Annotated in this window: 11 protein-coding genes; 4 read left to right on the top strand and 7 right to left on the bottom strand. The window is 65.4% G+C overall.

Annotated elements, in window-relative coordinates; genetic code table 11:
- Positions 1–176: 176 nt before the first annotated feature.
- Positions 177–1586: an RNA-guided endonuclease IscB gene (iscB, locus tag BO1_RS02075; RefSeq protein WP_028216125.1), complete on the top strand. Its 1410-nt coding sequence runs from the start codon at positions 177–179 to the stop codon at positions 1584–1586.
- Positions 1583–2398, top strand: a complete 816-nt coding sequence (gene proC, locus BO1_RS02080; RefSeq protein WP_028216126.1) for a pyrroline-5-carboxylate reductase — start codon at positions 1583–1585, stop codon at positions 2396–2398. The genes iscB and proC overlap by 4 nt, the downstream gene beginning before the upstream one ends.
- Before the next feature lie 151 nt (positions 2399–2549).
- Here proC and ubiA read toward each other — a convergent pair whose 3' ends face one another.
- The 7 genes from ubiA to BO1_RS02120 form a co-directional block, all read right to left on the bottom strand.
- On the bottom strand, positions 2550–3413 hold the full coding sequence (ubiA, locus tag BO1_RS02085; RefSeq protein ID WP_028216127.1) for a 4-hydroxybenzoate octaprenyltransferase: 864 nt from the start codon (positions 3411–3413) through the stop codon (positions 2550–2552).
- A 281-nt stretch (positions 3414–3694) separates the two neighbouring features.
- Positions 3695–4183, bottom strand: a complete 489-nt coding sequence (locus tag BO1_RS02090) for a Dps family protein (RefSeq protein ID WP_028216128.1) — start codon at positions 4181–4183, stop codon at positions 3695–3697.
- A gap of 172 nt (positions 4184–4355) precedes the next feature.
- On the bottom strand, positions 4356–4532 hold the full coding sequence (locus BO1_RS58770; RefSeq protein ID WP_156992085.1) for a hypothetical protein: 177 nt from the start codon (positions 4530–4532) through the stop codon (positions 4356–4358).
- 75 nt (positions 4533–4607) lie between these two features.
- On the bottom strand, positions 4608–6065 hold the full coding sequence (locus BO1_RS02100) for a catalase (protein ID WP_028216129.1): 1458 nt from the start codon (positions 6063–6065) through the stop codon (positions 4608–4610).
- A 413-nt stretch (positions 6066–6478) separates the two neighbouring features.
- Complete coding sequence (locus tag BO1_RS02110; protein WP_028216130.1) at positions 6479–7438, bottom strand: hydrogen peroxide-inducible genes activator; 960 nt, start codon at positions 7436–7438, stop codon at positions 6479–6481.
- Between the two features lie 200 nt (positions 7439–7638).
- Positions 7639–9960, bottom strand: coding sequence for an ATP-dependent DNA helicase RecG (gene recG / locus BO1_RS49350; protein WP_084687726.1), 2322 nt, complete (start codon positions 9958–9960; stop codon positions 7639–7641).
- Positions 9953–11194: an RNA-guided endonuclease InsQ/TnpB family protein gene (locus BO1_RS02120; RefSeq protein ID WP_028216131.1), complete on the bottom strand. Its 1242-nt coding sequence runs from the start codon at positions 11192–11194 to the stop codon at positions 9953–9955. The genes recG and BO1_RS02120 overlap by 8 nt, the downstream gene beginning before the upstream one ends.
- Before the next feature lie 379 nt (positions 11195–11573).
- Between BO1_RS02120 and queA the strand changes: the two genes are divergently transcribed.
- Positions 11574–12635 (top strand): tRNA preQ1(34) S-adenosylmethionine ribosyltransferase-isomerase QueA, encoded by a 1062-nt coding sequence (gene queA, locus BO1_RS02125; RefSeq protein ID WP_028216132.1) that lies wholly within the window; start codon positions 11574–11576, stop codon positions 12633–12635.
- Between the two features lie 96 nt (positions 12636–12731).
- Positions 12732–13931: a tRNA guanosine(34) transglycosylase Tgt gene (gene tgt, locus BO1_RS02130; protein ID WP_028216133.1), complete on the top strand. Its 1200-nt coding sequence runs from the start codon at positions 12732–12734 to the stop codon at positions 13929–13931.
- Positions 13932–14220 lie beyond the last annotated feature (289 nt).

The raw sequence follows: 14220 nt of genomic DNA on the forward strand, positions 1-14220 counted from the left end.
GAAGTCGCAGCAGCAGACACGCCCCGGGGAGGCACGAAACGGGCTGTGACCGAAGCGAAAGCTTCACCTGCTGCACAACATGGTCGAGGGGAGCCAGGCCTTATAGCCTGCGTCACAAGGCCCGTAAGGGCAACCGCGCCGGACAGCTTCCGGGGCGCAACATAACTGGAGTGACAGTGGCGGTTTTTGTGCTGGACCGGAAGGGCAAGCCGGTGATGCCGTGCAGCGAGAAGCGGGCGAGGTTGCTCCTCGAGCGTGGCCGCGCACGCGTGCATCGTGTTATACCCTTTGTTATCCGGCTCGTTGACCGTCAGGCCGACTCTTGCACCCTGCAATCCCTGCGAATCAAGCTTGACCCCGGCAGCACGGCGACAGGCATGGCGCTGGTGCGTGACACCGAGACTGTGGACGCATCCACTGGCGAGATTCAGCGCGGCGCGGCGGTACTCAATCTGTTCGAGTTGGTCCATCGCGGCCGGCAAATCAGCGAGGCACTGACTGCACGTCGCTCGATGCGCCGGCGGCGACGGGGTAACCTGCGCTACAGGGCACCGCGTTTTCTGAATCGTACTCGCCCGGCGGGGTGGCTTGCGCCGTCCCTGCAGCACCGGGTCGATACCACAATGGCATGGGTCAGGCGGCTGATGCGTTGGGCACCGGCTGCGGCCATCTCAAGCGAGCTGGTGCGTTTCGACATGCAGGCGCTTGAGAACCCGGAAATCAGTGGCGTCGAATACCAGCAGGGCACGCTGGCTGGCTACGAGGTCCGCGAGTATCTGCTGGAGAAGTGGAACCGCAGGTGCGCGTACTGCGATGCCTCATCTGTACCGCTGCAAATCGAGCATATCGTGGCACGGGCGCGCGGTGGCTCGAACCGGGTGAGCAACCTGACGCTGGGCTGCGAGCCCTGCAATCTGGACAAGGGTGCGCAGCCGGTCGAGGTGTATCTCGTGAAGGCGCCGAAGCGAATGGCGGCGATTCTGGCTCAGGCGAAGCGCCCGCGGAAGGACGCGGCGGCGATCAATGCCACGCGCTGGGCGCTCGCCAATGTGCTTCGTGCAACCGGACTCCCAGTCGAGCTCGCCTCTGGCGGGCGGACAAAGTTCAACCGCGTGACGCTCGGCGTGCCCAAAACGCACGCTCTCGATGCCGCTTGCGTCGGCGCATTGTCGGGCATGACGAGATGGCAGAGGCCGACCCTGTCGGTGAGCTGCACGGGCCGTGGCAGTTACCAGCGCACACGGCTGGACAGGTTTGGTTTCCCACGCGGCCACCTGACCCGGGACAAGCGGATACAGGGGTTTCAAACCGGAGACCTGGTGCGCGCCGAGGTGCCGTCAGGCAAGAAGGCCGGCACACATGTGGGCCGCGTGGCGGTACGCGCCACCGGTTACTTCAATATCCAGATGGCTGGTCGCGTGGTGCAAGGCATCGCGCGTCGTCATTGTCAGTTGATTCAGCGTAGCGACGGCTACGGATATCCAAGGATAGCCTTTCAAAGAGGAGATGCGGGAGAAGGCCGTGCTTCGCACGGCGCGCTATCCATCCCCGGCCTGAAGGCCGAGGTTTCCCGCGCAACAGGATGAAAATTGCCTTCATCGGCGGCGGCAACATGGCCGCTGCAATCATCGGCGGCTTGATCCGCAAGGGCGTGAGCGCCGGCGACCTGTACGCGATCGACCCTAGCGAAGACGCGCGCAAACGCAGCGCGGATCAGTTCGGCATCCGCACCGGCGCCGCCGCCGATGCCGCGCTCGCCGAATACGACGCGGTCCTGCTCGCCGTGAAGCCGCAGATCGCCAAGGCGGTGGCGCAATCGATCGCGCCGCATCTGGGCGCGCATCAGGTCGTGATCAGCATCATGGCGGGCATCCGCATCGAAGACCTCTCGCGCTGGCTCGACGGCCACGCACGCATCGTGCGCACGATGCCCAACACGCCCGCGCTGATCGGCATGGGTGCGACGGGCCTGTGCGCCGGCAGTGGCGTGGACGCGGCGGGCCGCGAATTGGCCTCGAACGTGCTCGGTGCGGTCAGCCAGACCGTCTGGTTCGACGACGAAAGCAAAATCGACGCGGTCACGGCCATCTCGGGCAGCGGCCCGGCCTACGTGTTCTATTTCATCGAGGCCCTCGAAGAGGCCGCCCGCCAGCTCGGCATGGACGAGCAGCAAGGCCGCGCGCTCGCCATCGCCACCTTCACGGGCGCGGCGCAGCTCGCGCTGCAATCCGACGAGCCGCCAGCGGTGCTGCGCGAGCGCGTGACGTCCAAGGGCGGCACCACCGCGGCGGCGCTCGCTTCGTTCGACGCATCGGCCATCAAGGACGCGATCGTGCGCGGCGCGCTGGCCGCGGATGCGCGTGCGAAGGCGATGGGCGAGGAGTTCGGCAAGCAGTAATTCGGTCTGGCCGGGCAGGTCCGGCCGGGCAGGTCCGGTCATGCCCGGCCAGCCGCGAACGACGTATGCGATGTGCGTTGCCGCGACGCGCACGTAAAAAAAGCGCCCTGAGGCGCTTTTTTTACGGCTGTTCCAGGCAAAGCCGCATCGCTTACATCCCCGCGGCCGCGTAGTGCGCCGCAATCCCGACGAAAAGCGCACCGCCCAGCCAGTTGTTGTGGCGGAACGCCGCGAAGCACGGCATGCGCTCGCGGTCCTTGATGAGCGTGTAGTGGTAGATCGCACAACCCACCGCCGCCGCCCAGCCCAGCCAGTACAGCACGCCAAAGCTCAACGTCACGCCGACCCAGACGTAGATGCCGAGCGTGAGCGCGTAGCAGAGCATGATCGCCAGCACGTCGTAGCGGCCGAATGTGAGCGCCGACGTGCGGATGCCGATCTTGATGTCGTCGTCGCGATCGACCATCGCGTATTCGGTGTCGTAGGCCACCGACCAGAACACGTTCGCCACCAGCATGATCCACGCGAGCATCGGCACATGGTCCTGAACGGCGGCGAACGCCATCGGAATCCCGAAGCCGAACGCGATGCCCAGATACGCCTGAGGAATCGCGAAAAAGCGCTTCGTGAACGGATACGAGCCCGCCACGAACAGCGCCACCACCGAAAGCTGCTTGGTGAGCGCATTGAGCGGCAAGATCAGCAGGAACGAGACGAACGCGAGCCCCACCGCAATCGCGACCGCCTCCCAGGCGCGGATCCGGCCCGAGGTGATGGGGCGCTCGGCCGTGCGCTTGACGTGGCGGTCGAAGTCGCGGTCGGCGTAATCGTTGATCGCGCAGCCCGCCGAGCGCATGAGCACCGTGCCCACCGTGAAGATCACCAGCAAGGACAGCGGCGGGCGGCCATTCGAGGCGATCCACAGCGCGTTGAGCGTAGGCCAGAGCAGCAGCAGGCTGCCGATCGGCTTGTCCATGCGGACGAGCCGCAGATAGAGCGGGAGTCGGGCGAACATGATGGGAGCGGGAAAAACGATGCCGCTATTGTAGGCGAGAGCCGAGGTGCTTCGCCGCCTGGCCATCATCGTCGTGGGCGGAAATTCGGGCACGATGGGTGGCGACGATGGACGGGCACGATCGGTTGGCACGCTCGGTCGGCACAACGAGCCCGCCATGAAACGCGACACGCCGCCAGAAAAAAGCCCGCTGACTTGCCAGCGGGCTTTGCACTTCAGTTGCTACGCCGATGTGAGAACCCGAGGGCGCATAGCCACGCCCTGGGCAAGCCGGCCAGGGATCACGCCAGCATCGAGCGCAGCATCCACGCCGTCTTCTCGTGCGTCTGCATGCGCTGCGTGAGCAGGTCTGCGGTCGGCTCGTCGTTGGCGGCTTCCGTCGACGGGAAGATCGCGCGCGCGGTGCGCACGACGGCTTCCTGACCTTCCACGAGCTGGCGAATCATGTCTTCGGCGGCCGGCACGCCGTCGGCTTCCGGAATCGACGAGAGCTTCGCGAAATCCCTGTAGGTGCCCGGCGCGTGCACGCCCAGCGCGCGGATACGCTCGGCAATGGCGTCCACAGCCAGCGCCAGCTCGTTGTACTGCGTCTCGAACATCTGATGGAGCGTGTTGAACATCGGCCCCGTGACGTTCCAATGGAAGTTGTGCGTCTTCAGATACAGCGTGTAGGTGTCCGCGAGCAGGCGCGAGAGCCCTTCCGCGATCTGCTTGCGGTCCGGGTCGCTGATGCCGATGTTCACGTGCTGCACAACCGATTTCTTACCCATGCGAACTCCTTTTTTGGCAATGAGACTAGCGGTCTTTCAATGTGGTCGCGCCGATGTGGCCCGCGACACGCGAATGCCAGATGGGGCGCTCTGTGGCGCAATCATTTCGTGCGGCCGCTCGCCCGCCCCTTCGGTCCGGCGCGACATGCGCGGCGTGCGCCGTCGTTCGGGCTCAATGGCCCATCAGGTGGGCGAGCCCTTGCGTAGCGAGTGCTACGAAACCGCTCGCCACGATCGCGAAGCCCACCACGCGACGTACCACCTGCGTACCCTCGGCACGCGTGCGCGCCATGGCCGCCGCGCGGCCCGGGCCCAAGGTCTTGAGTGTCATCGTCATCGTCCTGGTCATGATCGTGCTCCTGTGTCGCCCTGCCCGCGGGCAGCGGCTGTGGCCCGAATCCACACGCCGCCGCTCCTTTCCCGCTTATTTCGCAGCCTTCTGCGCCTCGGCGAGCGCGGCAATTGCCGCACTCACGCCTTGCCCGTACGCCGGATCGGCGCGGCGGAAATGCTCGATCTGCCGCTGCACGATCTCGTCGGGCACGCCCGCGATGGCGCGCGCGATATTCGCGAAGAGTCGCTCGCGCTGGCCTGCATCGAACAGGCGAAACAGCGCGCCCGGCTGGCTGTAGTAGTCGTCGTCCTCGCGGTGATCGTAGTGATCGACCGCACCCGCTGCGAGCGCCGGCTCACCGGCCTGGGGACGCTGCGCAAAGTCGCCCGTGCGGCTCGGCTCGTAGTTCACGGTGCCGCCGAGGTTGCCGTCGGTACGCAGCGCGCCGTCACGGTGGAACGAGTGAAACGGGCAACGCGGCGCATTCACCGGAATCTGGTGATGGTTGACGCCGAGCCGATAGCGCTGAGTATCGCCATACGAGAACAGACGCCCCTGCAGCAGACGGTCCGGCGAGAAGCCGATGCCCGGCACCACGTTCGCGGGCGTGAAGGCGGCCTGCTCGACATCCGCGAAATAGTTCTCCGGATTGCGGTTCAGCTCGATCGTACCCACGTCGATCAGCGGGTAGTCCTTGTGCGGCCACACCTTGGTGATGTCGAACGGGTTGTACGGCACCTTCGCGGCATCGGCCTCGGGCATCACCTGAATGCGGAAATGCCACTTGGGGAAGTTGCCCTTCTCGATCTCGCTGTAGAGATCGCGTTGCGCCGATTCGCGGTCCTGCGCGACCACCTGGGCCGCTTCGGCATCCGTGTAGTTCTCCACGCCCTGCGCCGACTTGAAGTGGAACTTCACGTAAAAGCGCTCGTTATTCGCGTTGATGAACGAAAACGTGTGCGAGCCGAAGCCGTGCTGCTGCCGATAGTTTTTCGGAATGCCGCGATCGCTCATGAGGATCGTGACCTGATGCAGCGACTCCGGATGACGCGCCCAGAAGTCCCACGCCGCGACGTTGTTGCGCAGGTTCGTGCGCGGGTCACGCTTTTGCGTGTGGATGAAGTCCGGGAACTTGAGCGGATCGCGGATGAAGAACACCGGCGTGTTGTTGCCGACGACGTCCCAGTTGCCCTCTTCCGTGTAGAACTTGATCGAGAAACCACGCACGTCGCGCTCGGCGTCGGCGGCGCCACGCTCGCCCGCAACCGTCGAAAAGCGCATGAAGAGCGGCGTTTCCTTGCCGACTTCGCTGAACACCTTGGCCTTCGTGTAGCGCGAGATGTCGTGCGTGACCTTGAGCGTGCCGAACGCACCCGAGCCCTTCGCGTGCACGCGGCGCTCGGGAATCACCTCGCGGTCGAAGTGCGCGAGCTTTTCGATGAGCCACACGTCCTGCAACATGACCGGGCCGCGCGGGCCGGCGGTGAGCGAGTTCTGGTTGTCGACGACGGGTGCGCCTGCTGCGGAGGTAAGGGTACGGTCGGTCATTCTGGACTCCTGATAAGAGCGGTGATCGGTGCGGCGGAGCGGCGTTCAATGCAGGGGAACTGGCGAGCGCGCCAGCGGGTGGCCTCAGGCAGACAACGCCCGGTCGACGAGCAACGAAAACGCGACTGTGCGCAGGCTCGTAGCGACGCGTGCTTGAGCAGTGGTGCTAGTGGTGGTGGCGGTGTTCGGAACGTTGGTTTGCATCGCTTTCTCCTATGGATCCCAAGGTGGGCCGGTTGGAGAAACTGTATCAAACACTATCGATACAAGTAATTTGATTTACTCAATCTATCGAATAGCCGCAACTTATTAGGGTCGCGAGAAAGATTACACATGAGGAAAGGCTGAGCGGGCGAACGCCGCGCAGTGAGGGAGAAGGCGCCGCGCGCTCCATGTGCGCGGCGCCACAAACTTCAAGCCACCTCGGCCGGCACTTCGACCTTCTTCACGCCCGGCAACTCGCAAGCGTGAATCGCATCTACGATCGCCTCGATCGCCGGCATGCGCGTGAAGCTCTTGCGCCATGCGAGCACGACACGGCGGTCCGGCACCGGCTCGTCGAACGGCACATACGAGAGCAGCCCCGAATCCACGCCGCCCGCATGCGGCTTCACTTCCGTCACGGACATGCGCGGCAGCACGGTAATGCCCACGCCGCTCGCCACCATGTGGCGGATGGTCTCCAGCGACGAGCCCTCAAACGTCTTCTGAATGCCGTCGGCGTTCTGCGAGAAGCGCATCAGCTCGGGACACACGCCCAGCACATGATCGCGGAAGCAATGGCCACTGCCGAGCAGCAGCATGGTTTCCTGCTTGAGGTCGTCCGGGTCGATCTTCTCGCGCTGCTCCCACGCGTGGCCCGAAGGCAGCGCGACCACGAACGGTTCGTCGTAGAGCGCGCGCAGCGTGAGCCCGGTTTCGGGAAACGGCAGCGCCATGATCGCCACGTCGATCTCGCCCTGCTTGAGCAGCTCGATCAGCTTGAGCGTGTAGTTCTCCTGCAGCATCAGCGGCATCTGCGGGACGCGCTTGATCATCTGCTTGACGAGCGTGGGCAGCAGATACGGCCCAATCGTGTAGATCACGCCCAGACGCAGGGGACCGACGAGCGGGTCCTTGCCCTGCTTGGCGATTTCCTTGATCGCGAGCGTCTGCTCGAGCACGCGCTGCGCCTGCGTCACGATCTGCTCGCCGATGGGGGTCACGCTGACTTCACTCGTGCCGCGCTCGAAAATCTGCACGTTCAGCTCGTCTTCGAGCTTCTTGATCGCGACCGAGAGGGTCGGCTGGCTCACGAAGCACGCCTCGGCGGCCCGGCCGAAGTGGCGCTCGCGGGCAACCGCAACGATGTATTTCAATTCAGTGAGCGTCATTTCATTGGGGACCAATCAAAAAGGGTGAATCAATAGTTTGTACTTATACACCTATGGCGGCGATTCGCCAATAATCAACACCCCTATGCGGGGCGGGATCATATGAAGGGTCAGACGGCGTAGCGGCGCGCAGGTTCCGCGCTTGCGGCGATTGCGCTGACAGCGGGAAAGCAGGGGCCACCGGATGCGGCACGCGGACACTAAGCCTTCAGATACTGCTCGCGCGCACCGAGCCAGCGATTCAGATGCTGCATGACGACGTGGGGCCACTCGCGCAGCAGGCACTCCGCCGCGTCGCGCGCGGGGTCGATCAGCCAGGCATCGTTTTCGAGGCTCGCGAAGCGCAGCATGGCCGCGCCCGACTGGCGCGCGCCGAGGAATTCACCGGGGCCGCGAATCTCCAGATCGCGGCGTGCGATCTCGAAGCCGTCGGTAGTTTCGCGCATGGTTTGCAAACGCGCGCGCCCCGTGAGCGAGAGCGGGCCGGTATAGAGCAGCACGCACACCGACGCCGCTGTGCCGCGCCCCACGCGCCCGCGCAACTGGTGCAGCTGCGCGAGCCCGAAGCGCTCGGCGTGCTCGATCACCATCAGCGAGGCGTTGGGCACGTCCACGCCCACTTCGATCACGGTCGTTGCAACCAGCAGCTGCACTTCATTGCGCGAGAACGCGTCCATGACGGCAGCCTTGTCCGCGGACGCGAGACGCCCGTGCACGAGCCCGACCGTGAGCTCCGGCAGCGCGGCCACGAGCGTCTCGTACGTCTCCACCGCGGTCTGGAGCTGCAGCGTCTCGCTTTCCTCGATCAGCGGACACACCCAGTAGACCTGGCGCCCCGTGAGCGCCGCCGCGCGCACGCGGGCGATCACTTCTTCGCGGCGCGCGTCGGAGACGAGCTTCGTGAGAATGGGGGTGCGGCCGGGCGGCAGCTCGTCGATGGTGGAGACGTCGAGGTCCGCGTAGTACGTCATGGCGAGCGTGCGCGGAATGGGCGTCGCGGACATCATCAGTTGATGCGGCTGGAACTCGCGCGCGGCGCCGCCGTGTTGCGGCGCTTTCGCGTTTTGCGCCTTGGCGCGCAGCGCGAGGCGCTGCTCCACGCCGAAGCGATGCTGTTCGTCGACGATCACGAGACCGAGCCGCGCGAATTCCACGGCGTCCTGAATGATCGCGTGCGTGCCGATCACGAGCTGCGCGGTGCCGAGCGCCGCGGCTTCAATCGCCGCGCGCTTTTCCTTCGCCTTGAGGCTGCCCGAGAGCCAGGCCACCTGCACGCCGAGCGGCTCGAGCCAGCCGCGCAGCTTGCGCGCGTGCTGTTCCGCGAGGATTTCGGTGGGCGCCATGAGCGCGGCCTGATAGCCGGCGTCGATGGCCTGCGCGGCGGCGAGCGCCGCCACCACGGTCTTGCCGCTGCCCACGTCGCCTTGCAGGAGACGCTGCATCGGATGCGGCTGTTCGAGGTCGTGCGCGATCTCCGCGACCACGCGCTCCTGCGCCCCCGTGAGCTTGAACGGCAGCGCCTCGCGCAGACGCGCGAGCAGCGCCGTGCTGGTATCGCGTCCGGCCACGTGACGCGCCATCGCGGGCGCCGCGCGCGTGCGGCGCTCCTCGTGCGCGCGCTTGAGCGAGAGCTGCTGCGCGAGCAGCTCGTCGAACTTGATGCGCGTCCATGCGGGGTGCGTGCCGTCGATCAGCTCGTGCTCATCGGCATCGATGGGGGGATGGTGCAGCGTCTTCACCGCGTCCATCAGCGGCGGCAGATTGAGCGGCGCCGTGAATTCGTGCGCGACGGCGTCGGGCAACAGCTCGGGCAGCGAGGCGCGAGAGAGCGCATTGTCGATCGCCTTGCGCAGATACGCCTGGCTCACGCCCGCCGTCGACGGATAGACCGGCGTGAGCGCCTGCGGCAGCGGCACATCGCCCTCCACCACGCGCACCGCCGGATGCACCATCTCCATGCCGAAAAAACCGCCGCGCACGTCGCCACGCACGCGCAGGCGCTTGCCCACTGCCATCTGCGTGACCTGCGAGCCGTAGAAGTTCAGAAAACGCAGATGCAGTTCGTCGCCGTTGTGGTCGCGCAGCTTCACGAGCAACTGGCGGCGCGGGCGATAAGCGATCTCGTTGTCGACCACGACGCCTTCGGTCTGCGCCACGCCGCCGGGCAATAATTCGCCGATGGGCGTGAGCGTGGTCTCGTCCTCGTAGCGCATCGGCAGATGCAGCACGAGGTCGATGTCGCGCGTGAGGCCGAGCTTCGCGAGACGGTCGGCGGTTTTGGTGAGCTTGGGCTTGTCTTTTGCCGTGACCTTGTCGGTAGCTTTATCAGTGGCTTTATCGGCGGATGGCGTACTGGCGGCGCGTTTGCGCGGCGCAGATGCCTTCGGCGCCTGAGTCTCGCCCGCCTCGTCGCGCTCGCGCAAGTCCTCGTGCGCTTCGCTCGCGGCATCGGCTTCGGAGTTGAAATCCTCCTCCCCATGAATGGGGAGGATTCCTGCCGTGCCGTCGACGGAGTTAACCATCGCAGTGCACCTGGGTGGGTTCCTGCTTCATCGAGTGGCCCGACTGCACCGACTCTCCACAGGCGATCCGGGCTAGTTCCAGCCCTTCACTGCTCAGTTGTACTTCGCCGCGGCGAAGCACGTTGATGGCGCCGACCAGATCGGCGTTGGCCTCGTGGCCGCAATTTACGCAGGCGAAAAGCGCCTGTGTCTTGCGGCTACCGGCTGAAATATGGCCGCAGCACGGGCATGTGCGACTCGTGTTCTGGGCCGGCACAGCGACGAAGAACCCGCCGCGCCATGCCGTCTTGTACTCGAGCTGACGGCGGAATTCGTACCACCCCTGGTCGAGTATCGCCTTGTTGAGGCCCGACTTCGCGCGAACATTGCGCCCAGGAGCGGCGACCGTACCGCTGGCCGACCTGCTCATGTTGCGAACCTGCAGGTCCTCGACGGCGATCATTGCGTGGTTTTTGCTGATCGTGTTCGATGCCTTGTGCAGGAAGTCCGCGCGCGCGTTGGCGATGCGCGCGTGGATGCGCTGGATTCGGGCCTTCGTCTTTCTCCAGTTCGCCGAGCCCTTGATCTTGCGAGCCATACTGCGTTGATACTTTGCGAGACGCCGCTCGTGCTTTTTAAAGCTGGCGAGCGGCTCGATATATGACCCATCGCTCAGGGTTGCGAATCGGGCGACGCCCACATCGATACCGACCGCAGGCCCAACTGGAACAGGCTGCTCGGCCTCACGCGCCGTCAGAATGGAGACGTACCACTTGCCCGCGCGCTGTGAGAGCGTCGTACAGCGAACGTCGCCGAGCACCGTGCGGCTATTGCGGTAGCGTAGCCAACCGAGCTTGGGGACCGAGACGCGACCGTTCTCACGGTCGAGCTTGATCTGCTTGCGGTCCGGATAGCGGAAGCTGTCACGCTGATCGCTCTTGCGCTTGAAGCGCGGGAAGCCAGCGCGACCTTCGAAGAAGTTCTTGTAGGCCCGTTCAAGATCCTTCAGGGCATGTTGCTGCGCGTGGACTGGCGCATCCTTCAGCCAAGGCGTTTCGGCGCTGTTGCGCCAGCCCGTCAGCCACTTCGCCATACCGGCATACCCGACGAACTTCCCGCTATCCTCGCGATTCTTCTGCTGGGCGGCCAGCGCGTCGTTGTAGACGCGACGGCACAGACCGCCGAACTGGCGCATCTTGCGCACCTGCTCGCCGGTCGGCATCAGTTCGAATCGGAAGGCCTGGAGTCGTTGCATGTGCAAATCGTATCAGCATTCAAGCGTTGTCAAGGACGCCTGTGGCGTCCGCGCTATCCTTCCTCCCCGTGAACGAGGAGGTTTGACGCGCATCCCGATCAATCGGCTAACGGACGAGGGCATGAGCAGCTTCGCAAGTACAATATCGGCTTTCCGGCAAGGCGCAGCGCGTGACGCGCGGCAACCCGCTCCAAACGGGCATGTCCCAGACGGGCACGTCCCAGACAGGCATGTCCCGCAATCATAGCCGCTCGTTGTACGCGGGCGGGCATTGCGGCCGTTTTTTGGGGCGCAACCGCGGGCCACACGCCCGGCGTTCCAGCTGCTCAAAAGGCGGCGCGCGCCGGGTCCCAGCCGTATTTCCGTTTCATCAGGCCGTATGTTCAAGCTTTCCGATTTCGATTTCGATCTGCCTCCCGAACTGATCGCGCAAACCGCCCTGCCCGAGCGCAGCGCGAGCCGTCTGCTGGAGGTGGATAACGCCACGCAACCCGCGCGCCTCACCGACCGCCGCTTCGCGGAGCTGCCCGCGTGCGTCGCGCCCGGCGACCTGCTCGTCTTCAACGATACCAAGGTGCTCAAGGCGCGCTTCTTCGGCCAGAAGGCCAGCGGCGGCAAGATCGAGGTGCTCGTCGAGCGCCTGACCGGCGCGCGCACGGCGCTCGCGCAGATCCGCGCGAGCAAGAGCCCGGGCCCCGGCACGGTGCTGCGCCTCGCCGACGCGTTCGACGTCACGGTGGGCGAGCGCGTGGAGCCGTTCTTCACGCTGCATTTCCCCGACGACTGCCTCACGCTGATCGAGCAATTTGGCCGTCTGCCGCTACCGCCCTACATCACGCACGACGCCGACGCCGGCGACGAAAAGCGCTATCAGACGGTGTTCGCGCAAAATCCCGGCGCGGTGGCCGCGCCCACAGCGGGTCTGCATTTCGACGACGCGCTCCTCGCGCAGCTCGACGCGCGAGGCGTGGAGCGCGCCACGCTCACGCTGCACGTGGGCGCGGGCACGTTCCAGCCGGTGCGCGTGGAGAACATCGACGAGCACAAGATGCACAGCGAGTGGTATCAGCTGCCGCAGTCGCTCGTCGACAAGATCGCGGCCACGCGCGCGCGCGGTGGCCGCGTGATCGCGGTGGGCACGACCTCGATGCGCGCGCTCGAAGCCGCCGCGCGTGACGCCGAACGCGAAGGCCGCGAACTCGCCGCCACGGCCGCCGAGACCGACATCTTCATCACGCCGGGCTACACATTCCGCGTGGTGGACCGGCTCGTCACGAATTTTCACCTGCCGAAGTCGACGCTCCTGATGCTGGTTTCGGCGTTCGCGGGCGTCGAGACGATTCGCGCCGCTTATCGTCACGCGATTGAAGAGCGCTATCGCTTCTTCAGCTATGGTGACGCGATGCTGTTGACGAGAACCGACGACGCGCTCAATAGCTGACGCGCTCACGCCCCCTTTCCCCGCCGCCGCGCAGCGTGCGCGACGGCGTTTCACCCATTGCGCCGGACTGTTTTCCGGTAGCACAGGAGTCCATGCATGACCGACGGTCATCAAAACAACGCACGCGCCGAACACGGCGCTTACCTGGGCGAACGCCCGCAAAACGGCCTGAAATTCGAGCTGCTCGGCACCGACGGCCTCGCGCGGCGCGGCCGCGTCACGCTCAACCACGGCGTGGTCGAAACGCCGATCTTCATGCCGGTGGGCACCTACGGCACGGTCAAGGCGACCCAGCCGCGCGAGCTCGAGGAAATGCACGCGCAGATCATCCTCGGCAACACCTTCCACCTGTGGCTGCGCCCGGGTCTGGAGACGATCGAGGCGCACGGCGGCCTGCACCGCTTCATGGGCTGGAACCGGCCGATCCTCACCGACTCGGGCGGCTTCCAGGTGTTCTCGCTCGGCGACCTGCGCAAGATCTCGGAAGACGGCGTGCGCTTTGCCTCGCCCGTGAACGGCGACAAGCTGTTCCTCTCGCCCGAAGTGTCGATGCAGATCCAGAAGGTGCTGAACTCGGACATCGTCATGCAGTTCGACGAGTGCACGCCCTACGCGACCAATGGCGTGCCCACCACGCACAAGGAAGCGGCCGACTCCATGCGCATGTCGATGCGCTGGGCGCAGCGCTCGATCGACGAGTTCAACCGCCTCGGCAATCCGAATGCGCTGTTCGGCATCGTCCAGGGCGGCATGTTCGAGGACCTGCGCGACGAATCGCTCGCCGGCCTCTCGCAGATGCCGTTCCACGGCTTCGCGATCGGCGGCCTTTCGGTGGGCGAGCCCAAGGAAGACATGATGCGCGTGCTCGAGCACATCGCGCCGAAGCTGCCGGCCGACAAGCCGCACTATCTGATGGGCGTGGGCACGCCCGAGGATCTGGTGGCGGGCGTGGCCGCGGGCGTCGACATGTTCGACTGCGTGATGCCCACGCGCAACGCGCGCAACGGCTGGATCTTCACGCGCTTTGGCGACATCAAGATCCGCAACGCCGTGCACCGCAACTCGCTGCGCCCGCTCGACGAGCAGTGCGGCTGCTACACCTGCCGCCACTTCACGCGCGGCTATCTGCACCACCTGCACCGCGTGGGCGAGATCCTCGGCGCGCAGCTCAACACGATCCACAACCTGCACTACTACCTCGAGCTGATGAGCGAGATGCGCACGGCAATCGAGACGAAGACGTTCGAGGCGTTCAGGAAGCGCTTTGCCGAGCAACGCGCGCGCGGCGTGGATTGAGCGCCGGCCCGGCGGCCCCAAGGCCCGGCAACATCGCGAAGGCCGTCGGGCGCCGGACCGCAGCAGCGGCGCTTGCCGACGGCGCTTTCGAAGGTTTCCGATATCGGGACGCGGCAAGTGCGGCCAGACTTTACAATTGCCTTTCGCTACGTCGACGCTTCATGGGCGCGTCATTCATGCTTCATGGGCGCTCCGGCCCCAGGCGAGCCACGTCGAACCCCGCCCAGGCGGGCAAATACGTGATAACAGCTTGATCGGAAAGCCCATTTCGCGTCGTCGTCGCGTATCT

Origin of the sequence: Paraburkholderia oxyphila NBRC 105797 (assembly GCF_000685075.1) — a bacterium.
In the GTDB taxonomy this organism is placed as follows: Bacteria; Pseudomonadota; Gammaproteobacteria; order Burkholderiales; family Burkholderiaceae; genus Paraburkholderia; species Paraburkholderia oxyphila.